Consider the following 22,236-nt stretch of genomic DNA (forward strand, 5'->3'; position numbering starts at 1 on the left):
CGAAAGGCAAAGCGTTTGGAGCCGCCCCGTCGCGGACAAGTTCAGCCGGATTCAGTCCCGGTTCGTTTCATCGTCTGGGCAATAATCGTTACAAGATTCATCTGATTGAACGGTTTCGACAGCCGTGGCAACCCCGCTGCGAAGCCTTCGAGGCGTTCGGCAAAGCCGGTGGCGAGAATGATCGGCAGATCCGGCTTGAGCAAACGCACGGCATGAGCCAGTTGCGCGCCGCTCATATGCGGCATGGCCATGTCGGTGATCATCAGGTCGATGACCTCTCCCTGGTCAAACAGCTCGAGCGCGTGGGTACCAGAGGCGGCGCTGATCACCCGATGGCCAAGGTCTTCCAGCAGCAGGACGGTGCTGGTACGCACCAGACTGTCATCATCCACCACCAGCACGCTGAGGCGCGGCACTGTAACGGTGGACACCATCGTGCCGGACGATTGGGTCGCGACTCCGTCGATGGCGACCGGTAACCAGAGCTCAGCAGTGGTGCCCTGCCCCTTGATACTTTTCAGAATGAACCGGCCGCCCAGTTGTTCGATGAAGCCATGGACCATCGACAATCCCAGGCCGGTGCCCTTGCCCAAACCCTTGGTGGTGAAAAACGGATCGGTTGCCGACGCCAGCGTATCAGCGTCCATGCCTTCCCCGGTATCGGTCACCCGCAGACAGACATAACGCCCGGCCGCGAGCGTCGAATCGTTTTGTTCGATGACCACTTCAGGTTCCGCGCTGATGGTGACGCTGCCGCCCTCGGGCATGGCGTCGCGGGCGTTGGTGGCGAGGTTGAGCACCGCCAGTTCGAGCTGATTGCTGTCGGCCAGCACCGCTTGCAGGTCTTCGGGAAACTGCGTTTCGATGCGGATCCCGGGCCCGAGTGAGCTGCGCAACAACCCGGTGATGCCCTGCACCAGTTTCGGGATATCGATCGGTTCGGTCTTGAGCTCCTGCCGCCGGGCAAAGGCCAGCATGCGTTGGGTCAGCGATACGCCGCGCAATGCTCCCTGCGTGGCGTTTTCCAGCAGGCGGCTGACTTTCGGGTCGTCGCCCATACGTTTGCGCACGATTTCCAGGTTGCCGAGGATCACCGTCAGCAAGTTGTTGAAGTCGTGGGCGATACCTCCGCTCAACTGACCGATGGCCTGCATTTTCTGCGCCTGGAACAGCGCTTCACGGGTTTTCTCCAGTGCCTGTTGCGCCTCGGTGGCTTCGGTCACGTCCCTGGTGATCTTGGCGAAACCCAGCAAGGTGCCGGTTTCACCGCGAATCGCATCGACCACCACATGCGCCAGGAATCGCGTACCGTCCTTGCGCAGACGCCAGCTCTTGTTCTCGAAACGGCCCTCGCGCGCAGCGGTTTCCAGAGCGCGCTGGGGTTCGCCGATCTCACGATCTTCAGGGGTGTAGAACATCGAAAAGTGCTGGCCGATGACCTCTTCCGGCCTGTAGCCCTTGATCCGCTGCGCACCAGGGTTCCAGTTGGACACGCGGCCGTCCGGGCTGAGCATGTAGATCGCGTAGTCGCTGACGCCCTGAACCAGCAGGCGAAACTGCTGTTCGCTCTGCTTGAGGGTTTCTTCGGCCATCTTGCGGTCGGTCAGGTCGCGGGTGATCTTGGCAAACCCGAGCAGTTGCCCGCTCGGGCTGAAAATTGGATCGATCACCACGTGGCACCAGAAATGCGTGCCATCCTTGCGTACCCGCCAGCCCTCACCCTCGAACCGGCCTTCGCGGATCGCCGTGTCCAGCGCCCGCTGCGGCATACCGTTGGCGCGATCTTCGTCGGTGTAGAACCTTGAAAAGTGCTCGCCAAGGATCTCGGCTTCTTCGTAACCCTTGAAGCGTTTGGCGCCGGAGTTCCAGCTGGTGATGATGCCTTCGGGGTCGATCATGTAGATCGCGTAATCGACCACCGCATCGATCAGCAAACGAAAACGCATGTCTTCGATTGCAGCGGACTTCTTGTTATCGCTCATCAGGCTTGGCTCGAAACAGATCTTCAATAACCCGAGTATGCGGCAAACCAGCGGAATGGAAAGGCGCAATAGCACCTCATGTCCGAACCTCGGCTCGCTCAACGTTGAACATATTTGGCGATCCGGGCATAAAGTGCATCGAAAAGAAAGTCCGGTACCTGCATTGCATACTGCGCAGCCTTGTGCAGGGCGAGATGACTCTCCTTGATCACCTCGTGACGTTCGCTGTCGCTGTTGAGCGATTTGCCGATGATGCGCTCATAGGCGCTGTAGCTGAACGGCGTGGATGTTGAGGTAACGGAGAGCTTGTTCTGCATATCTCGAGCATACAAGCTGTGCGCACGCACGACACGCTCCCTCATGGCCCCAAAACCTCGTTCGTAAAGGAACACCTGTGAGCCGCCGACTCTTTTGGCCGCAGCGTCGAGCGCGTAGATCACTGCGTGGGCATTTCCAAAACTGGATTTCAGTTCCGAAGGTCGGACAAAACGTTCGAGCTCGCCTTTCTCCAGGCTTTTGAACCCTCTCTGGACGCCGGAAATAAATGCGAACGGATAGTTGCAGGCCACGATGTGAACCTCAAGCCTGTAACCGGCGTTGGCCATGTAGTCAGGCAGAGTCGCAAACTCGATACTGTCGAACGCGCATTCGAAAATGATGTTGAGCTTTTGCTCAAAAGCCCGTTCAAAGATTTTCCTGCTCAAATCACGAATGAAGTCATTCGTATGTTCGTAGGCGTGCAACGTGCCCAGCTTGATCATCTCCTGGTATTGCGGATGCTTCTCCCGATACTCCGGCAGATACAGACGGACGTAATTTTTATAGAGGCCGGAAGGAAGCAGTTGTTTTTCCAGCAGGTAGGTTTTCCCCGAGCTTTGCACTCCGGCTGTCACCAGGATAGTGGGTGTGAGCTGTGCAGTGATTCCGGCGAACAGGGTTGTGCTGATGTCATTGAAGGCTGAAGTGACCTGCTCGGAGGTATACGTATAAGTGTGGGTAGCGGACATATATTGATTTCCTTATCAAATATCGCGAGAGACCGAGATCCGGCTTACTGAATAAAGACTGAAGTTCGCGATTTATCAAAGGGGGTTTTTCACAAGATATGTCGCTGTTTTATAAGGAAATATGTCCTACAAGTCCAAGTAAAATCCCCTCAAGTCGCACTGACGTTATCCCGCAACATCGCCAACCGGATTCTCACTGCTCAACGACCACCAGAACGGCAATAATTGCTTGATTCGGCTTTCGGCAAAACGATCATCGATCAGCATCACCACGCCGCGATCCTGCTGGGTACGGATCACCCGCCCGGCAGCCTGCACCACTTTCTGCACGCCTGGGAAAAGATAGGTGTAGTCGTAGCCCGCACCGAAGATCGCTGCCATACGGCGCTTCATCTGTTCATTGACCGGATTGAGCTGTGCCAGCCCGAGGGTGGCGATGAACGCGCCGATCAGCCGCGCGCCGGGCAGATCGATGCCTTCACCGAAGGCGCCGCCGAGCACGGCAAAACCGACGCCCTGGCTGTCGGCGGTGAATTGATCGAGAAAGTCCTGCCGCGCGCCTTCGGTCATGCCTCGGGATTGCTGCCAGCGGGTGATGTGTGGGTGCCGCTCGGCGAGCAACTGCGCGACCTGTTGCAGGTAATCGAAGCTGCTGAAGAACGCCAGGTAGTTGCCCGGACGTTCACTGAACTGGCGGGCGATCAGCTCGACAATCGGTTCCAGCGATGCTTGCCGGTGCGTGAAACGCGTGGAAATCCGGCTGACGATCTGCACCTGCAATTGTTCGGCGCTGAACGGCGACTCGACGTCGATCCAGACCGTGTCGGCCGGGGTGCCGAGCAAATCCGCGTAATAGTGGCGCGGGCTGAGGGTGGCGGAAAACAGCACGCTGCTGCGCGCCGCCGTCAGGCGCGGGCCGATGAACGCCGCCGGCACCACGTTGCGCAGGCACAGTTGTGATAACGGGCGTTTGCGTTCGAGATCGCGTTTGCTGATGTCGAACAGATAATGCGCGTCGAACAGTTCCGCCACCCGGCCGAATTGCAGCATTTCGAAGTAGAAGTTCTGCAGTCCGCTGTCGAGCCCTTGCGGGTGATCGTTGAGGTAGTCGCCGATGCTCGCCGTGCAGGATGAGAGCGCCTGCAACAGTTTTTCCGGCGCCTTGTCGTAGGCCTGATACGGCGCGAACTGGTCATTGTGCAGCGCGTTCCATTCACGATTGACCCGTTGCAAAGACTTTTTCAGGACCTCGGGCGCGGTTTTGCGCACGCTGCCCAGTGTCGCCTGATCGAGAGTGGCGCTGTACATCTGCCGCCCGCGCTCGACCAGGTTGTGCGACTCGTCCACCAACACCGCAACGTTCCATTGATTGAACTGCGCGAGACCGAACAGCAGCGCGCTGAAATCGAAGTAATAGTTGTAGTCCGCCACCACCACGTCGGCCCAGCGGGCCATTTCCTGGCTCAGGTAATACGGACACACCCCGTGCCGCGCCGCGACGTCCCGCAGTGCGGCCTGATCCAGCAGGCGCAATTGGCTGGCAGCCTCACGGGCGGCGGGTAAACGGTCGTAAAAGCCCTGGGCCAACGGGCAGGATTCACCGTGACAGGCCTTGTCCGGGTGTTCGCAGGCCTTGTCCCGGGCGACCATTTCCAGCACCCGCAGGGGCAAGGTTTCGCTGTGCTCGAACAGCACTTGCGCCGCATCCAGCGCCAGTTTGCGTCCGGGTGTCTTGGCAGTGAGGAAGTAGACCTTGTCCAGTTGTTGCGGCGCCAATGCCTTGAGCATCGGAAACAGGGTGCCGAGGGTCTTGCCGATCCCGGTTGGGGCCTGGGCCATCAGGCAGCGCCCGGTGCTGACGGCCTTGAACACCGATTCGGCGAGGTGACGCTGGCCGGGGCGAAACGTGGCATGGGGAAAACCCAGCTGCTGCGCCGCCCGGTTGCGCGCTTCGCGGTGGGCCATTTCCTGTTCGGCCCACGCGAGGAACAAACCGCACTGCTGTTCGAAGAACTGTCGCAGCGCATCAGCGCTGAACGCCTCGACCAGGCAGGTTTCCTTTTCCGTGACGATGTCGAAATACACCAGCGCCAGATTGATCTGCTCAAGCTGCAATCGGCAGCACATCAACCAGCCGTAAATCTTCGCCTGGGCCCAATGCAACGAACGGTGATTGGCCGGTTGCTTGCCCAGGTCGCCACGGTAGGTTTTGACCTCTTCCAGGCAGTTCTGCGTCGGGTCGTAGCCGTCCGCCCTGCCCTTGACCTTCAATGGCCCGAATGCGCCCTCCAGCGCCACTTCGCTCTGGTAGGCGTCGTTGCGCCGGGACGCCACGGTGCGATGCCCGGCAATCCCCTCCAGCGCGGTCGGTGACGGGGTGAAGCGCAAGTCGAGGTCACCGGTTTTCGCGGTGAATTCGCACAGTGCCCGCACGGCGATGCTGTAGCTCAAGCGCCCTGCTCCGCCCATTGCACGTAACACACGGCGACCGGCATCCGGTGCGTGTGGCAGAACTCCAGCCAGCGCAATTGATTGTCTTGCAGCCGATCGCCCGGGCCTTTGACTTCGATCATCCGGTAGGTCCTGTGCTGCGGCCAGAACTGGATCAGGTCGGGCATGCCGGCGCGATTGGCCTTGATGTCCAGCAGCAGACGGCTGAACCAGTGCTTGAGGTGTTCGGCCGGCAGACAGGCCAAAGCCTGCTCCAGCAGTTCTTCATTGAGCGCGCCCCAGAACACGAACGGCGACTGCACGCCCCATTTGGCGGCGAACCGCGCGCGGATGGTGTCGGCATAGCGGCCATCGTCGAGTTCGGCCAGACAGGCCTGAAACAGCTCGGCGCGTCGGGGCTGGAAGTCTTCATTGAGCAGATCCACCGGCCCGCGCTGGAACGGGTGAAAGAAAGCGCCCGGCAATGGTGCGAAGATCGCCGGCCAGCACAACAGGCCGAACAGTGAATTGATCAGGCTGTTTTCCACGTAATGCACCGGGCCCGTTTCTTCGTGCAGGTGCGCCTGAACGTGATATTCCACCGACAACGCCGGATCGAGACGCGGCAGATGCAGGTCCAGCCGTTCCACCATGCCGGGCGCCGTGCGCTTGATCGGTGGGCCGCCGAGCTTGCGCCGCAAACGCGGCACCAGCCGTTGCAGGCCCTGCTGTTCGGTAGCGGTTTCCGGCGCCTGCTCGGCAATGACCGCCAGTTCCAGAGCCAACGCATATTTGGCGCTGCGCTCAAGCACGCGGATCATCCGCAATCGCGCGCCGGGATAGGCGCAGTCGCGATAGATCTTCAGCGCCAGGGCGAATTCGCCGAGGCGCTCGCAGTATTGGCCGATCTGGAACAACAGCTTGCCGCGTCGGCGTTGCAGCCACGGGTTATCGAAATGCAGCGCCGCGACTTGTTCGACGATCGGCTCCAGCGGCTCGCCGGCTTCGAAATACAGCTGGCAATCGTGCAGAAACAGGCAGGCATCGACGTCGGCACGGCTGCGCAAGCCCCGGGAATCGGCGCAGAATTCGACTTTTTCATAAGTGAAGATGCCAAGATCGGCGAGCGCGAATTCCGACCAGTCCTGATAGAGATTGCCGAAGAACATCAGGCGAAAACGGTCGCACAGGTCCATCAGCGTCAGGCTGAACAGCCGATCCGCCAGCGCCGGGCACCATTGCACGAAACTGCGGGGCTCGGGGAATTGTTCGTGCAGCTGCGGCAACCAGTCGACTTTCTTGCCTCGGGGCTGGTCGATGGCCGGGCCGAAGGCTTGCAGGATCTCGGCCTTGAGCAACACCTCGAACAGTTCCGCCATCGACAACGGCGCCTGTTCATGGAGCCAGCCATGCTCCAGCAGCGGTTGCGCCGCCTCGGCGATGTCGCCGATTTCCGTGTAATTCAGCTTGCTGGCCCGGAAATGTACACCCTTTCGCATCACCATACGCACCAGCAGGCCCTGGGACGGACGCGGCAGCGCCTTGAACTCGCGAATGAAGGCATGTTCCGTTTCGCTCATGACATCGGCATAGCGAAGCTCAAGCCAATCAAGCACCTGGCGGAAGTTGTTGAGGTAATAGAACGGATCGTCGAGGGGATTGGCAGTCACGGTAATTTCGGGGCCATGGCAAGCGAGTACTGGTTATGCGTACAGATACCAGCCTGCCCCGGCAGGCGCAAACGGAAAAAGATCAGTGGCACCTTCATTGCAGATTTTTTCAGGTGGCCATCGAACTTTTCCCGGCGTAATGGCACCAACCGCGTTAGAGGCCGACAATGGTCGAAATGAACAGGAATGCTGCTTATGAAAATCAAGACTCTCGGGATCCCGTTGGCTGTTGCGGCCCTGCTGACCCTGGCCGGTTGCTCGACCCCGACGGTGGTTACCCTGCAGAACGGCACCCAATATCTGACCGAAGACATGCCCGATACCAAAACCGAGGATGGCTTCTACGAGTTCAAGGATATTTCCGGCGCCAAAGTCCGCGTACGTGCCGACGAAGTGGCCACGGTGCGCAAAGAAGACTGACGGATAAAACATCAAAAAAGGCTGCGACCCTATGGGATCGCAGCCTTTTTTGCATTCATCAGCGTGGTAACGCCATGCCCGGGAGAGAGCCGTCGCAACTGAAAGGACGCTCGCCACGGCGAACCAGTTCTTCCTGCAAGCGCTGGCAGCGCTGACGCTCCTGTTGCGCCATGCGGTCGATGCTCAGATTTCCGGTCATTTCCGGCTCATGGTCTTCGCCGATGCGAACGGTCACGAACGGTTGTTCGGGCTGGATATGAAAGCGGTTTTTTTCTTCGACGGGTTTGGCGTCTTCGCTTTTGGCCGGCTCTGGCAGTTGATCGGGTGTCACGCCATAGCGACTCAGAATCGAGCTGTGAGGCAGATCGGCCCAGGCATTGGCCGACAGCAGCGCCAGTCCCGCGATACCGATATACCCCTTGAAACCTTTCACGTGTGAATCTCCTGTACTCGTTGGCAGCCCTTGAATGACGAACGTCGACGTCATGGCTTTAGGCCGCATTTCCTGTTGGTGCAGGGATTGGAGTCAGGGAATGGCTGGTGAGTCACTTCCTGCCCGTCTCCGTTAAGGCGACCCCCTCAACCCTGTTTATGGTTTTGTTTGATCGACGCTCCTCCAACAACGTCCTCGGCAACACAAACCCTTCAAAACTGCGTTGGGTAACCGGGTTGTTGGCCTTCTCCGCCCCAATCCGATAGCGCATCAAGCCATCGGCGACGGCAAAGGTCAGGTCCACGCTGGTGTCGGTCCTGCCATTAAGATGCCCACGGCTGAGCAGCCGGAACAACGACCACGGCCCGCGATAGCTAAGGCTGGCGGTGTTGCCGCTGCTGTGCACCAGCGTCAGTTGGCTGCCATTGGTGTTGCCCAGACTGTTGGGCCACACCAACCCCGTGCGTTGCGGCGCGCCGTGCTGGTAAGGAATCAGTTGGCCGTCGACGCTGAGCATGCTGCTCAGACGGGTCGCGCTCAGGGCCAGGGGTTCGATGGTGAGTTGCACGGCCAGGTGGCCGCGGTGGTTGAAGAAAGTGTCGCGGATGCGCTCGACCTTCTTGAGCTGTTCCAACACGTCACTGCGTACCAGGTAGCCGCCAAGGTTTTCGGAGTACAGAGCATCGAGGTTGTCCTTGAGGAACACGTTCAGGTATTGATCGTGGAACTGCTGTAGACGCCCCTGCGGGCTGAAGAAGGCTTCGAAGTCTTCCAGCGAGGCGTCCTCGCCGCTGGCCTTGAACGGGTAGCGGCTCGCCAGCCGGTCGCGGTAAAAACTGTAGATATCACTGTCCCAGCGTTTTTCCAGTTCGCGTAAGGCGGCAATCACCAGTACCTGCGAGGTCTGGTCGGCGAGCTTTTTGATTTGCTGGTTGAGTGGTTCAGGCAGGCCGACGGCGACACGTTGCAGGTTGGCAATCGGATCGGCACCGCCGAGGGAAAAACGATTGAGCACGGTTTTCAGCGCCGCTTTGCCGGGGTCGGGATTGTCGTGCACGGCTTTGGCGTAGTCGTAGACGGCGCTGACGGAACGTAGCGTTTCTTCGTAATAGGACGGCTGCTCGCCGCGCGTGGTGGTCAGTTCCGTCAGGCTGGAAAACGCGCGCCGGATACCCGCAGCTTGTTGCTGGCCGTCCGACACCTTGTCCAACGTCAGTGGTGCCTGCCCTTCGACCAAGGGCGCCGACGGGTAAATCACGCTATTGTCGCGCAAGGTTTCCAGCAAACGCCGCAGAGGGGCGGCCGGGCCAGTGACCTGCTCCAGCACGGCCACGCCGTGACTGAGGTCGTCGAAGTCGGTGATCGCGAACTGATTCAGCGCACGTCGCCAGCTGTCGACATAATCGGCGCTGTATAACGCGCGGACCCGCTGGGTCAGTACTTTGCGGTCTTCGTCGGAATAGTCCAGGCGTTGCCGCTCGCCGAGCACCCACTGGTCGATCATTGCCAGCTCGATGATGCCCTCGGTGCCAGGCTCAAAGTAGTCCCTGAAGCCCTTGGCCGTGAGCAGCGGTGCCAGCATCAGGCCGCTACCCTCTTGATCGGTGTTCAATGGACTGTAGACGATGTCGAACGCCGGACCGACCTCGGCGCGCAGGTCCAGCGGGCGGTGCAAACGCTCTTGGGCATCCTGTTTCAGGTTCATGTAGACCCGTTCAGCCATAGGCAACTGGCGCAACTGTTGTTGCACTTGGGCAACGCGCTCACGGTAGTGCGGCAAATCGGCGTCGGCGTATTTCAGGGCGTAGCCCAAGTGTCTCATCAAGTCGGCCTGCAACTGGCCCTGCCCGGGATAGGCCCTCTGCCACTGTTTGGCGACCCACTCCTCGACGATGGCCGGGCGGCGGTTTTGCCGTTCTTCAAGCATGCGGTAAACGCGCAAGGCCGCCAGTTGCTGATTACTACCGGCGGGCGCGGCATTGATGGCATCCAGCACACCGCTGGCAATCGCCGGCAGAAAGCGTTTGGACAGTAGATTCAGATAGGCCTCATCCACCGTCGGACCAATCGCTCTCCCCTGATACAACCCCATATCCGCCAGCAGCGGCCATGCCTCGCGATAGTCACCGTACACCAGCACCGCATCGCGAATCTGATCCAGCGGCACCAGCAGATTGCGCCCGGTCGTGTCGACCTTGGTGTCGATGTCCCGTTCACTGAACTCCTGACTCTTGGCCAGGACGCTCGCAGCCTTGTCGCGGTTGATGTTGAAGTAAAACTGCCAGGTTCCGATCACCACCAAAACGCCCAAGGACGCGACGCTGAAGCCAGCGATCAGCAGTCGTCGCTTGTTACGGGCCACCTTGATGTTGTCACCCGCCAGACCTGCTTCCGGGTAAATCACTCGCTGGAAAAGCTGCTGGGCAAAGTAGATCGCAGTGCCACCAGCAGGCTTGACCTCGGGAGGCGGTGGCGGCAGTTGATACGCTTGCCCTGCCTCTTTGACGAAGGCATTGCTCAAGGTGCCCTGCTGAAATACCGAGGAGAAATACAGCCCGCGCACCAGCGCAGGGGTGGTGAAACGATCACTGCCGAGCATTTCGCTCAGGAAACCCGACAGTGCCGGGCGCAGGCCCGCCATCTGACGCAACAGGCCCTGCAGTCGATCGCGCTCGGTCAGCCCACGCGACTCCTTGACACTGTCGAAGATCTGTTCACTCAGGTAGGTGACAAAGATCTGGTACTGGCGGGTCAGTTCCGTCAGCCAGGCATCGAAATCATCCACCGCGTCCAGACTGAAGGTGAAACCCAGCAGGTCTTCGCGCCCACTATGCGACAACCGGGCGAAGAACTCTTCGAAGCCTTCCAGCAGGTCGAACTTGCTCAGCGTCACGTACACCGGCAAGCGCGTACCCAATTGCCGCGTCAGCTCAAACAGCCGGGTGCGCAGCAGGTTGGCGTGGGCCTTGCGTTGTTCGGGACGTTGCGCCAACAAGGCCTGCACATCGATCACCAACACCACGCCGTTCAATGCGCGACGGCTGCGGTTGCGCGCCAGCCAGTCGATCAGGTGCCGCCATAGACGTGGGTGAGTGCCAGCGGGCAATACCGGTTTGACCTTGCCTTGGATCGCGCCCTGCTGCTCGACGCTATCAGCCGCTGGCTCCGGATGACTGAGGAATTCACCCGGCGGGTCGATCAACACCGCCTCGTCACCGATCCACCAATCCACCGGATAGGCCAGTTGTTCTTCCTGGTGCGCCCTGACCCCGGCCCTGGTCACATGGGACAAGGCAAAGCTCTGATTGGAGCGTGTGATCAGGCTGGTCTTGCCGGCATTTTCCTCGCCCAGCACCAGATACCATGGCAATTGATAGAGCGAACGGCGGCGTTCCATGTTGTTGAGCAAGTTGCCCAAGCTGCGGTCCAGTGCTCGCTCCTGCGCCTCGATGTAAGGCAGGCACGGGTCGGCCTGCACCGCGGCCTCGTGCTGGCGTTCAAGCTGCAGCCGGTGATAACGACTACGCACCCGCCATGCCCAGATCAGCAGCGGCACCACCAGCACCACAACGCTGGCCGAGACGCGCATCGCCAACTCGCTCAGCGGCCGATGTTCACGCCAGGCCCACTGCGGGCCCAGCCACCAGATAGCGATCAATAAAAACACCACGCCCAGCAGCACCAGTATCGGCAATGCCTGGTTGAACTGACGCATTACCGGCAGGCCCCAACGTTTGACGTATCCCCAGAACATCCCCATAAATCGCTCCTACTCCTTAACCGCTTTAATCAAATGACTGTCGTCGATGGGCTGCGCCACTTTCCGGTATAACTCCGGCTCCCACCCCTGCGCCGTGGTATCGCGCATCAACCGCGCAACGCTGGCGTACAGGTCGTCCGCCAGCCACGACAGGCCACGCGATGCCAGCAGGTCGGCAGCAATCACTGTGGCGTAGCTGCGCTGGCGCGGGGCGTCATGAGAGGCGTGCAGGTCCTGCAAGCGCAGCAGAACCACTTCGACGCCTTCGGTGTTGAGTTGGGTGGTCAGTTCGTCGCGCAGGCCGGCGTATTCCTGCACGGGGCTGCCGGTGGTTCGCGCCTCATCGGCGGCGGTGATCCATGCCTGGGTTTGTGCGTCCACGAACGGTGTGCCATCGCTGAAACACAACTCCAGCAGGGCCGGCAGGCGGCAGACGAAACGTTCGCAGGTCTGGCGAATGGCAGCGGCCACTTCTTCCATCGCCAGGCGCGAGGCGACTTGGGCGGCCAAGTAGCTGCCGCGCAACCAGTACGGTGAGGCGCAGACGCTTTTTTCGAGACGCGGCAGCAGGTTCGGGTCGAGCGTATTGTGGTTCAGCGCGTCCTGGTAACCGTCGACTATGTCCTTGGGCACGGCGGTCAATTCGGTTCGACGATCGCGGGTGACGGGGGGCGCGGTGCGCAAATGCGACCACAGGCCGAAGCGTCGTAATTGATAACCGGTGGGGTCGTAGGGATCTTGTTGATTGATCTGCTCGGCCATGCTCAACACGGCGCGCCGCTGTTCACGCTCGTTGCCTGGCGCCTGCAGCTTGGGGCTGGTGAAAAATGCTGAATCCAGAGCGCCGCTGGAGGTGACTGCATGGGACGCTTCAGCGGCAACGACCGGCTCACTGTATTTGCTCAACTGGCGTTGCAACGCCTCCAACGGGGCGGGATCGAACCTGGCGGTTTCCACGCATCTTTGCAGGGTAGCCATGGCCAATTCCGCAGCCGCCTGGCAAGCCGGGGTAAAGCTACTGCGATCCAGGGACGGCAACACCTGCACCAGGTTCTCCAACAGGCGCTGCACCTGCTTACGCTTGTTCAGATAGCCCGTCGGGCCGGGCTTGGGATAGGCATTGTCCCAATACAGGTCGACCATACCGGCCACCAAACCCAACGCATCCGCCCAGCGCGCCCATTGCCGGGTCCGCAGCCACACTACTTGCAGATGACCGAGGATGCGCCAGTGCTTGCACTGGGTGGCCAGGTATTCGCGGGACGCTTCGTCGATATACGGCCAATCGATGTCGCTTTCGCGCAGGCCGCCGAGCTTGACCATTTCCTGATCGATGGCCTGATAGGTTTCGTCCTCCACATCGAAATGGCCGGCGAGTTGTTCTGGGTCGATGGGGGTCAGCAGTCGCTTGACGGTATCCGCCGGAACGTCGATCACCAGCGACATACCTTGCGCTCCTGCTCTATCAGTTCGCCCAGCCCTTCAGCGTCGAACACCAGCCCGTTCAGCCGCAGGTAGTCACTCTCCAGTCGCAGGCGCTGGCCGCCGCCCATGTTGCGTAACAAGGCAATGGCCTGCAGCCCTCGACCCGCATCCACCACCAACCCGGCATCGTCCAGCACTTGCCACCGATAGGCCTCGGAAACCGGTCGGTCGTCCTTGAACAGCTGGATGCGAATTTTGTTGGGTTTGGCTGGCTCATCCAGTACCAGTTGCAGGCGGGAAATTTTCGATTCGCAACTGATAACCAGGTGAGGTCGAGGTGGCAACGCGCCCAGGGCCGGGGCGGAGATCACCAGCCGTTGTTGCCGCTCATCGTCCGGCTCTGGAAACGACGACAGCAGAAAACGCTGATCCTCGGGTGGACGCTTGACTTCGTTGCGTTGCACCAGATCGATAATCGGCAGTACCTGCCCAACGGCGCGTGGCGCCGCTGGCGCGTGATGGATGGGCGTGCCAGCGGCCAAATCAAAACACTCCAGGCGCTTCAAGGGCGAGACAATTGAGGGGCAGTCTTGTGTTGCCGCCTGCACATCCATTACGGCCACGACCGTCAGACAAAGCCCCCATTTCCATCCTTGCCCGTGCATCAACGCCTCCTGAGTATGTCTCGTCGAAATCAGAATCCGATGTTCTCAGCATCTTTAAAATCAACATGACTTATTTGAAAGTTCAACAAATTAACTTACGGAGCCTCACCAGAACTCAATGAATAAGCAAGTAGAAAACAAACAGCGCCTTGCAAAAGTCCCAACAAAAAGACACGCCCTTCAGATGTATCCGTGGAAGTTGTAGGAAAACCAGTAACGATCCGCAAGGTATTATTTCCTACATTAAAAGCCCACGAATCGCGTCCACAACGTCCTACAAGACAAACGTTGCAACAACTGTTTCTAATACGCCGACTTTATGAAAAGGATTCTTCCCATGTCGAAAAATCACGGCTCTGTCGCGCCCAAAGAGCGCATCAACATCAAGTACGTCCCGGCCACGGGCGATCAACAGGCCGAAGTTGAGTTGCCGCTGAAGTTGCTGATCACCGGTGACTTCAAAGGCCACGGCGAACTTACTGCCCTGGAAGACCGGCAAGCTGTACGCATCGACAAAGATACGTTTAATGAAGTTCTGACCAAGGCCGAAGTTGCCCTGGACATGGCGGTTCCGTCCGTTTTAAGCAAAGACTGCGACACCGATTTGAACGTACGGCTTCAATTCAAAAACATTCATGACTTCGGCCCTGATGCCGTCGCCCGACAAATTCCCGAATTGAACAAGTTGCTGGAACTTCGCGAAGCCCTCGTTGCACTCAAAGGTCCGATGGGCAACGTTCCGGCCTTTCGCAAACACCTGCAAAACCTGCTGACCGATGCAACCGCCCGCCAACGCCTGGCCAGTGAACTGGACCTGGTGCTCGACGCGCCCAACGACTGAATTGAACGCCCTTCTCAACGGAGTACTCCCCATGTCTATGGAAAGCGCCGCCACCCAAGTGTTGGTGGCTGACGAACAGCCGTCGTTGCTTGATCAACTGCTGGCCAACACCACCATGCGCCCGTCTCAGGAAGGCTACGCGGTAGCTCGCCAAGGCGTGGCTGCGTTCATCAGCGAGATTCTGCAAAGCGGCGATCACCAACAGCCGGTCAACAAGCATCGGGTCGACCAGATGATCGCCGAGATTGATCATGCCCTGAGCAAGCAGATGGACGTGATTGTGCATCAGCCGCAGTTCCAACAACTGGAGTCGTCGTGGCGTGGGCTGAAGCTGCTGGTGGATCGCACGGACTTTCGCGAGAACATCAAGCTGGAAATGCTGCATGTCACCAAAGAAGAGCTGCTGGACGACTTCGACAACGCCGGTGACATCACCCGCAGCGGCTTGTACAAGCACGTCTATACCGCCGGCTACGGCCAGTTTGGTGGTGAGCCCGTTGGTGCCATCGTCGGCAACTACACCTTTGGCCCTGGTTCGTCAGATATCAAGTTGCTCAGTTACGTGGCTTCCATCGGCGCCATGTCCCATGCGCCGTTCGTCTCGGCCGCAGGCCCAGAGTTGTTCAATCTGGAAGGTTTCCAGGGGCTGCCTGACCTTAAGGAAATCAGCGACATTTTCGACGGCCCACGCCACACCAAATGGCGCAGCCTGCGTGAATCCGAAGATGCTCGTCATCTGGCCCTGACCCTGCCACGTTTCCTGCTACGCACGCCGTACAGCACCGACGACAACACCACTCGCAGCTTCGGCTATGACGAAACCGTCGACGGTGACCACGACAATTACCTGTGGGGTAACACTGCGTTCCTCATGGCTTCGCGGATTACCGACAGCTTCGCCCGCTACCGCTGGTGCCCGAACATCATCGGTCCGCAATCCGGCGGCGCGGTGGATGATCTGCCCGTGCATCTGTACGAATCTCTCGGCCAATTACAGGCCAAGATCCCCACCGAAGTACTGATTTCCGACCGCAAGGAATTTGAACTGGCCGAAGCCGGGTTCATTCCGCTGACCATGCGTAAGGACAGCGACAATGCGGCGTTCTTTTCCGCCAACTCGGTGCAAAAGCCCAAGAGCTTCCCCAAGACCCGCGAAGGCCAGGAAGCCCAGACGAACTACAAGCTCGGCACCCAGTTGCCGTACCTGTTTATCGTCAATCGCCTGGCCCACTACATCAAGGTGCTGCAACGCGAGCAGATCGGCAGTTGGAAAGAACGCCAGGACCTGGAACGCGAGCTGAACATGTGGCTCAAGCAGTACATCGCCGACCAGGAAAACCCTTCGAGTGACGTACGCAGCCGTCGCCCCTTGCGTGCCGCGAAAATTGAAGTTCAGGACGTGGCCGGGAATCCGGGCTGGTACCAAGTGTCGCTGTCGGTAAGACCACACTTCAAGTACATGGGCGCCAACTTCGAGATCTCGCTGGTCGGTCGACTGGATACGCAATAAGTGGGCGGCAGCCTGTTTGAACGTCTCGAGCCCGACGCACCGCGCTACCGCCCGGGCAGCGCGGATGAACAGGCCCGCCAGCGTGTCGAGGCGATAAAACACCACTTGGAACAGGTGCTCAACTCTCGCCAGGGCTGCTCGCAAAGCAGCCCTGAACTGGGCCTGCGCGACTTCAATGGGGTCACCCAGGCCAGCAGTGATCTGGTGGTCGCCATCAGCACCGACATCCGGCGCTCGGTGGAGGCATTTGAACCACGTATCAAGGTAACGGGCGTGCGATATCAACCCGACCCGGACTTGCCGTTGGAACTGAACTTTCGCCTGGATTGCCAGGTGCGGGTCAGCCACAAGGAAGAACAGGTGCAGATCGAAGTGGCCATGCATGGCCGCGACGGCTACACCCGCGTGAGATGAGGAAGCAATGGACCTGAAACAACGCTTTGCCGAGGAGCTGCGCTACCTGCGCGAACTCGGGCGAGAGTTCGCCGAAGACAATCCGCAACTCGCGCAGTTTCTCGGCGATCAGGCCGGCGACCCGGACGTGGAGCGGCTGTTGGAGGGCTTCGCGTTCCTCACCGCCAAGCTGGGGATGAAGATCGATGACGATTTGCCGGAGCTGACCCATCCGCTATTGCAGATGCTCTGGCCCAACTACCTGCGGCCTCTGCCCAGTGCGACCATCATTCGCTTTACACCCTTGCCCGATGCGATCAGCCAGTGCCAGGTGATTCCCAAGGGCACGCCGTTGTTCGCCAAACCGGTGGATGGCATCTCCTGCCAGTTTCGCACGTGCACCGACGTCAATCTGTACCCGCTCGCCTTGCAGGAGGTCAGCGATGCCCACAGTCGTGAGGCCTCGGTGATGCGTATCGATCTCAAGGTGTTGACGGAGCAACCGCTCACCAGCATGGCCTGTAACCAGCTGGAATTTCATCTGGGCGGCGATAGCGCCACTGCGTTGACCTTGTACCTATGGCTTGCCCATTACCTGGACAGCGTCACGCTGCACATCAATGGCCAACGCTATCGCCTGTCGGCCAAGGATATTGGCTTCCCCGGTTTCACCGCCGAAGAGGCACTGCTGCCCTACCCGCGCAACGTGTTCGATGGCTATCGCATCCTGCAGGAATATTTTGTATTCCCGCAGCGCTTCCACTTTTTCAGCCTGACCGACTTGGCTCACGTCTGGCCGGATGTCAGCGCCCCCACCCTGCGCTTCGAGTTTCAGTTCACCCGGCCCATGCCACCGGACATCCGCCTGCGTACCAGCGACCTGCACTTGTACTGCGCACCGGCGGTGAACCTGTTCCGCCACGATGCCAATCCAGTCTCCCTGGACGGACGCAGCCAGGAGCGGCGCATCAGCCCCAGCGGCAGTCAGCCCGAGGCTTACGAGATTTTCAGCGTCGACAATGTCGCCGGCTGGGACGCCGCCGACAAGGAGCGCAAGGGCGATCCGCTGCGCACGTTTACCCCGTTCGAATCGTTTCAGCATGAGATCGAACATGCGCGCGGCCGCACGGCCTTGTACTTCCGCACACATATCGAAGAGTCCCACGGCCGCGAAGGCCTGCGCCATCGCATCGCCTTCGTGCGTGGCGATGAGAGCCTGTATATCGGCGAGCATGAAACGGCGTCCATCGAGCTGACCTGCACCAATCGCGACCTGCCGCAGTTGCTTGGCGTGGGGGATGTGTCGCGATCAACTGAAGTCACGCCATCGTTTGCCACTTACACCAACCTGATCGCACCGACGCGCAGCTACCGACCAGTACTGGACAGCAGCCTGCACTGGACGCTGATTTCCAACCTGTCGCTGAACTACCTGTCGCTGCTCTCGGCCGAGCCGCTCAAGGCGGTAATCCGCGCCTATGATTTCGCTGCGTTGCACGATCTGCAACAGGCCCGCGCCACCCGCAAACGCCTCAATGGCATCCACGAGGCGGTGACCACCCCCATCGACTGGCTGATGAAAGGCCAGCCGGTGCGTGGCCTGCAGACCCAACTGAAACTGGACCAGAACGCCTTTCTCTGCGAGGGCGAGTTGTACCTGTTTGCCAGCGTGCTTTCGCACTTCTTCGCCCTGTACGCAAGCATCAATTCCTTCCATCGCCTGGAAGTGATCAATACCACCAACAACGAGCGTTATGAATGGCCACTGTTGACCGGCAGACAGCCCGTGATCTAGCCGACGTGCTGTTGGCCGACGCGCGGAACTATTCGTTTCACCGTCTGCTGGAGCATCTGCACGCCTTGCATGGCGATGACCTGGAAGCACAGCCATTGAGTGCGGCGGCGCGGCGGCGTGTGCGGCTGCAAAGCCACGCGGGGTTGGGATTTCCGGCTTCCGATGTGGTCGTGGCAGCACGTCTGGAAGAAGATTGCGCAGAAGTGCGTTATCGCCTGCAGACGAGCTTCTTTGGCCTGCACGGCACCGACTCGCCGCTGCCCGGTTATTACCTGGATCGTCTGGCCTACGAGCAAGCCCAGGAACGCGGTATTCGCCCGGCGTTCATGGACTTTTTCAATCATCGCTTGCTGACCCTGCTGCACCACAGTTGGCGTAAATACCGCTACTACATCCGCTTTCAGGCCGAGGCCAGCGATCGTTTTTCGCGTTATGTGTTTTCACTGATCGGCTTGAACGATAACGACCTGCGCGGCGCCACGCCGCTGCCATGGGGTCGTCTGTTGAGCTTTGCCGGGTTGATCGCCAGTCGCAGTCGCTCGCCCTCGATGGTGTCCGGAATTGTCGAGCATTGCTTTGATCTGCACGGCGTGCACATCCGTGAATTCGAGGTGCGCTCGGTGAGCTTTCCACAATGTCAGCGCATGACGCTGGGCAGGGCCAATGGCACGTTGGGTAGCGATTTTGTAGTGGGTGATCGCAGCAAGACCCGCGCCAGCAAGTTCACTCTGGTGATTCCCAACCTGACCCAGGCGCGCTTCCGGCAGTTTTTGCCCAGTGGAGAGCAGTTCGGGCGACTGCGTCAGTTGATGGATTTTTTGCTGCGCGACGTCACTGCCTATGACCTGGAGCTCGGGTTGCGCGAAGAGGATGTACCGCCGTTCAACCTGCAACGCGACAGCGGCACCCACTTGGGCTGGACCAGCTTTATCGAGCATCAGCACCGCCATCGCGCCGTGGTACGGATTCGGGGGCGCGCATGAAACTGAGCCTGGTTATCAATAATCCTGCGCAATTGCTGCATGGGTATCTGCCCAGTCATCGGTTTGGTTTGCGGGGTGGCAACATCGGCAGTGCCTCGGCGGACTGGTGTCTGGTGGATCGCCTAAACAGCGTCCACCCGAACCATTGCGAAATCCGGGTCGTCGAAGGACGTTTCTGCGTGATCGATCGCAGTGGCAGCACCTATGCCAATGGTCATGATTTGCCGCTGGCCCGTAATGTGGCAGTGAGCCTCAACGATGGCGACCTGCTGCAGATTGGCGCGTATCGGGTCGCGGTGCAGCTGGGTGAGTACGCTCCAGGCCAGCGTTCGCTCGATGAGCTGTTTACCGGCCAGTCGCAAGGCCTGCAAGCCTGGCACCTGGAGGAACGACCGAGTCTTCCCCTGCCCTGCCCACGACCTGTCACTTGCCCGGACTTCGAGCGCCTTTGCCAATCTGTGGACTTTGCAGAGCAAGGTGATCCGTTGCGAGCACTGCAAGCAGCGCCGCCCTCAAAGCAGCCGCCTGAAGTTCACCCATTGACTCCAAAACGCCCTGGCACGCCACTCAGCAACTTGCGCCTGGGAGTCTTGTTGCTCGCCTGCCTGACTCTCGGCGGGTGCACCATGCTCGACAAAGTCGGCCAAGTGATCCGGGATCCTGCGATACCGGTCGGCGGCCCCGACGATCAGCCCAGCCGCTACTCCCTGAGCCTGCATGCCAGCGACCACGTCAATCCACGCCTGATCAGCACCGGCACCGCACCGGATGAGGATGCGAGCCGCGCGCCCTACACCCTCAACGTTCAGGCGAGCAGCCCGCAGGCACTGACCGACAAAGTGCAGACCCTGCTCAGCCACCTTTACGAAAGCATGCCCGCCCAGTCGCCGCTGACTGTTGACCCCGAACCCGAGGTACCGATGTCGCCTCTCGAGGATGCGCTGCTGGGTGAATATGACGCCCAGGGTGTCAGCCTGACCACGCCCTGGGGCGACCCGACGCTGCAGCACGTCGCTACGCCGATCACCTTCAAGGTTTTGCAACTGACCGATGACTCACTGTTGGTCAACGCCAGTCCCCAGGCCCTGACCGAGGACCTGAAAAAGACCCTGGGCAGCACCTACATCCGCGCCGACGACTATCTGCTCCAACCCGGCCAATTCAAGTTCGTCGACCTGCGCCCCCTGGATGAAGACACCCGGTTTATCGCGGTAATCGCCAACTACCACAACGACGAAGTCGGCCAGTGGAAACAGCGCCTGCGGGTCGAGCCAAAAGGCCGGCAGTACGCCGTGCTGGTGCAGTTGGACGCCACCCAGGTCAGCCTCAAAGGAGAAACCCGATGACGCCCTTTTCAGCCGCTTTTGCCCCGAGTAATCACCGATGAGTTCACGCAATCCCGTCATCTGGCATGAAGGTTTGTTCGTCAAACCCCAGCACTTCCAGCAACAGGCTCGCGCCGCCGAAGCTGCCGTGCATCAGCGCATGCATAGCCTGAACGACGCTCTCTATGGCTTCAGCGAGCTGGAGTTGAACAGCGAATATCTGAGTTTCGGCAAGGTCTCTCTTACCAAGGCGTGTGGAATCATGCCAGACGGCAGTGTCTTCGATATTCCCCACGACCTGGCGTCGCCTCCTCCTCTGGAGATCGCCGACAGCAGCGCAGTGAACCAGATCGTCTACCTGGCCCTGCCGCTGCGCTCCAGCGGCGCCCCCGAAGTGCGCTGGCCCGACCAGTACGGTAACAGTCGCTACATCGCCCGCCGCGAAGCAGTCCGTGACACTCACAGCGATGACGGCGATCAAGTCGGCATGGACGTGGCCGTGCCCAATTTTCAACTGATGCTCGAACGCAGTGACCGCAGCGCCTTCACCGGCATCGCCATCGGCAGGATCAAAGACAAGCGCCCGGATGGCAGCCTGGTGATGGACGAGCACTTCTACCCCACCAGCCTCTCCTTGCAGGCCGTGCCGGCGCTGCACCGCTACCTGGGTGAAGTGGCCGGACTGATGCGCGAGCGCGCCAAGAATCTGGCCCAGCGCATCGGCTCGCCGGGGCAGTCGGGCGTGGCGGATGTCACCGATTTCAACCTGCTGCAAACCCTCAACCGCTTGTTCCCGCTGTTTCAGCACCTGGCCCGCCAACGCCAGGTTCACCCGGAGCGGCTGTACATCGCACTGGCCCAGGCCTGCGGCGAACTGGTGACCTTTACCGACGAAGGCCACCTGCCCCAGGAATACCCGCCCTACCAGCACGACAATCTGCGCGAATCCTTCGAGCTCCTGGAGCACACCCTGCGCCGCGCCTTGGGCACCGTGCTGCAACCGCGGGCGGTGTCGCTGCCGATTGTCGTGCAGCAATACGGCGTGCGCACCGCTGCCTTGAACGACAAACGCCTGCTGGACAACGCCGAATTCATCCTCGCCGTGCGGGCCGAACTGCCCGCGGAGACGCTGCGTCAGCAACTGCCCAAGCAGATCAAGATCAGCTCTACCGAAGGTTTGGAACAGCTGGTCAGCCTGCAACTGCCGGGCATCCCGCTGCTGCCGTTGCCGGTGGCACCACGGCACCTGCCGTTCCATGCCGGCTTCAGCTACTTCGAACTCGACCGTCATCACCCTGCGTGGCAAGGCCTGAGCAGCGGCAGCGGGTTTGGTTTCCACATTGCCGGTGAATTCCCGGAGCTGGAACTGCAGTTCTGGGCGATCAGGAGTGAGAAAGATGACTAAGCCAACACCAGATGCATGGCTTCACGAGGAAGTCTCCGGCGCCATCAACTTTGATGGCGAAACGATCACGGTTAGCAACTCAACCCATTTGGCTGATCCAGAGTTCGACATGCGAGGCCTGGCCTGGAACCCGCTCTGCGATGCCGCCACGCCCCTGATCGGCCTGGTCATCCGCCTGCGCCGTCTGGACCA

General features: G+C 60.0%; 16 protein-coding genes and 1 pseudogene. 9 read left to right on the top strand and 8 right to left on the bottom strand.

Annotated elements, in window-relative coordinates:
* Positions 1 to 41: 41 nt before the first annotated feature.
* The 4 genes from AC07Y2_RS01470 to AC07Y2_RS01485 all read right to left on the bottom strand — a co-directional run bounded on the left by AC07Y2_RS01470 (position 42) and on the right by AC07Y2_RS01485 (position 7,089).
* The gene (locus AC07Y2_RS01470) at positions 42 to 1,982 is read right to left on the bottom strand and encodes a hybrid sensor histidine kinase/response regulator (RefSeq protein WP_074690614.1); all 1,941 of its coding nucleotides are present in this window, start codon (positions 1,980 to 1,982) and stop codon (positions 42 to 44) included.
* A 98-nt stretch (positions 1,983 to 2,080) separates the two neighbouring features.
* Entirely contained in the window at positions 2,081 to 2,989 is a 909-nt protein-coding gene (locus AC07Y2_RS01475) for a zeta toxin family protein (RefSeq protein ID WP_039768351.1), read from the bottom strand.
* A gap of 165 nt (positions 2,990 to 3,154) precedes the next feature.
* The gene (locus AC07Y2_RS01480) at positions 3,155 to 5,440 is read right to left on the bottom strand and encodes an ATP-dependent DNA helicase (RefSeq protein ID WP_103385295.1); all 2,286 of its coding nucleotides are present in this window, start codon (positions 5,438 to 5,440) and stop codon (positions 3,155 to 3,157) included.
* Positions 5,437 to 7,089, bottom strand: a complete 1,653-nt coding sequence (locus AC07Y2_RS01485) for a VRR-NUC domain-containing protein (RefSeq protein WP_103385296.1) — start codon at positions 7,087 to 7,089, stop codon at positions 5,437 to 5,439. Before AC07Y2_RS01485 ends, AC07Y2_RS01480 begins: the two co-directional genes overlap by 4 nt.
* Before the next feature lie 195 nt (positions 7,090 to 7,284).
* Here AC07Y2_RS01485 and AC07Y2_RS01490 point away from each other — a divergent pair, with 195 nt between their 5' ends.
* The gene (locus AC07Y2_RS01490; protein WP_039768348.1) at positions 7,285 to 7,509 is read left to right on the top strand and encodes a YgdI/YgdR family lipoprotein; all 225 of its coding nucleotides are present in this window, start codon (positions 7,285 to 7,287) and stop codon (positions 7,507 to 7,509) included.
* Positions 7,510 to 7,567: 58 nt separating this feature from the next.
* Here the strand turns inward: AC07Y2_RS01490 and AC07Y2_RS01495 are convergent, their stop codons facing one another.
* The 4 genes from AC07Y2_RS01495 to AC07Y2_RS01510 all read right to left on the bottom strand — a co-directional run bounded on the left by AC07Y2_RS01495 (position 7,568) and on the right by AC07Y2_RS01510 (position 13,669).
* Positions 7,568 to 7,942 carry a hypothetical protein gene (locus tag AC07Y2_RS01495; RefSeq protein WP_074690617.1) on the bottom strand — a complete coding sequence of 125 codons (375 nt, stop codon included), beginning with the start codon at positions 7,940 to 7,942 and terminating at the stop codon, positions 7,568 to 7,570.
* Positions 7,943 to 8,054: 112 nt separating this feature from the next.
* Positions 8,055 to 11,702 carry a type VI secretion system membrane subunit TssM gene (gene tssM, locus AC07Y2_RS01500; RefSeq protein ID WP_103385297.1) on the bottom strand — a complete coding sequence of 1,216 codons (3,648 nt, stop codon included), beginning with the start codon at positions 11,700 to 11,702 and terminating at the stop codon, positions 8,055 to 8,057.
* A gap of 9 nt (positions 11,703 to 11,711) precedes the next feature.
* Positions 11,712 to 13,148, bottom strand: a complete 1,437-nt coding sequence (tssA, locus tag AC07Y2_RS01505; RefSeq protein WP_103385298.1) for a type VI secretion system protein TssA — start codon at positions 13,146 to 13,148, stop codon at positions 11,712 to 11,714.
* Entirely contained in the window at positions 13,136 to 13,669 is a 534-nt protein-coding gene (locus tag AC07Y2_RS01510; RefSeq protein WP_235375881.1) for a type VI secretion system-associated protein TagO, read from the bottom strand. The genes tssA and AC07Y2_RS01510 overlap by 13 nt, the downstream gene beginning before the upstream one ends.
* A gap of 460 nt (positions 13,670 to 14,129) precedes the next feature.
* Between AC07Y2_RS01510 and tssB the strand changes: the two genes are divergently transcribed.
* The 8 genes and pseudogenes from tssB to AC07Y2_RS01550 form a co-directional block, all read left to right on the top strand.
* Complete coding sequence (gene tssB / locus AC07Y2_RS01515) at positions 14,130 to 14,633, top strand: type VI secretion system contractile sheath small subunit (RefSeq protein WP_074690621.1); 504 nt, start codon at positions 14,130 to 14,132, stop codon at positions 14,631 to 14,633.
* A 37-nt stretch (positions 14,634 to 14,670) separates the two neighbouring features.
* Entirely contained in the window at positions 14,671 to 16,143 is a 1,473-nt protein-coding gene (gene tssC, locus AC07Y2_RS01520; protein WP_103385299.1) for a type VI secretion system contractile sheath large subunit, read from the top strand.
* Complete coding sequence (gene tssE, locus AC07Y2_RS01525; protein WP_039768339.1) at positions 16,144 to 16,557, top strand: type VI secretion system baseplate subunit TssE; 414 nt, start codon at positions 16,144 to 16,146, stop codon at positions 16,555 to 16,557.
* Positions 16,558 to 16,564: 7 nt separating this feature from the next.
* Complete coding sequence (tssF, locus tag AC07Y2_RS01530; protein ID WP_039768337.1) at positions 16,565 to 18,331, top strand: type VI secretion system baseplate subunit TssF; 1,767 nt, start codon at positions 16,565 to 16,567, stop codon at positions 18,329 to 18,331.
* Positions 18,295 to 19,314, top strand: a complete 1,020-nt coding sequence (gene tssG, locus AC07Y2_RS01535; RefSeq protein WP_103385300.1) for a type VI secretion system baseplate subunit TssG — start codon at positions 18,295 to 18,297, stop codon at positions 19,312 to 19,314. The genes tssF and tssG overlap by 37 nt, the downstream gene beginning before the upstream one ends.
* Entirely contained in the window at positions 19,311 to 20,660 is a 1,350-nt protein-coding gene (gene tssJ, locus AC07Y2_RS01540) for a type VI secretion system lipoprotein TssJ (protein ID WP_103385301.1), read from the top strand. The genes tssG and tssJ overlap by 4 nt, the downstream gene beginning before the upstream one ends.
* 37 nt (positions 20,661 to 20,697) lie before the next feature.
* Positions 20,698 to 22,044, top strand: a complete 1,347-nt coding sequence (gene tssK / locus AC07Y2_RS01545; RefSeq protein ID WP_103385302.1) for a type VI secretion system baseplate subunit TssK — start codon at positions 20,698 to 20,700, stop codon at positions 22,042 to 22,044.
* Positions 22,037 to 22,236, top strand: a pseudogene (locus AC07Y2_RS01550) (type IVB secretion system protein IcmH/DotU); the annotation flags it as partial. The gene tssK and the pseudogene AC07Y2_RS01550, both read left to right, overlap by 8 nt.

This window comes from Pseudomonas sp. GW456-12-1-14-TSB6 (assembly GCF_059424205.1).

Coding starts and splice junctions, on each gene's coding strand:
- tssC (WP_103385299.1), top strand. CDS start 14,671: ATGGAAAGCGCCGCCACCCAAGTGTTGGTGGCTGACGAACAGCCGTCG.
- tssK (WP_103385302.1), top strand. CDS start 20,698: ATGAGTTCACGCAATCCCGTCATCTGGCATGAAGGTTTGTTCGTCAAA.
- AC07Y2_RS01490 (WP_039768348.1), top strand. CDS start 7,285: ATGAAAATCAAGACTCTCGGGATCCCGTTGGCTGTTGCGGCCCTGCTG.
- tssF (WP_039768337.1), top strand. CDS start 16,565: ATGGACCTGAAACAACGCTTTGCCGAGGAGCTGCGCTACCTGCGCGAA.
- AC07Y2_RS01470 (WP_074690614.1), bottom strand. CDS start 1,982: ATGAGCGATAACAAGAAGTCCGCTGCAATCGAAGACATGCGTTTTCGT.
- tssG (WP_103385300.1), top strand. CDS start 18,295: ATGGCCACTGTTGACCGGCAGACAGCCCGTGATCTAGCCGACGTGCTG.
- tssB (WP_074690621.1), top strand. CDS start 14,130: ATGTCGAAAAATCACGGCTCTGTCGCGCCCAAAGAGCGCATCAACATC.
- tssM (WP_103385297.1), bottom strand. CDS start 11,702: ATGGGGATGTTCTGGGGATACGTCAAACGTTGGGGCCTGCCGGTAATG.
- tssJ (WP_103385301.1), top strand. CDS start 19,311: ATGAAACTGAGCCTGGTTATCAATAATCCTGCGCAATTGCTGCATGGG.
- AC07Y2_RS01475 (WP_039768351.1), bottom strand. CDS start 2,989: ATGTCCGCTACCCACACTTATACGTATACCTCCGAGCAGGTCACTTCA.
- tssA (WP_103385298.1), bottom strand. CDS start 13,148: ATGTCGCTGGTGATCGACGTTCCGGCGGATACCGTCAAGCGACTGCTG.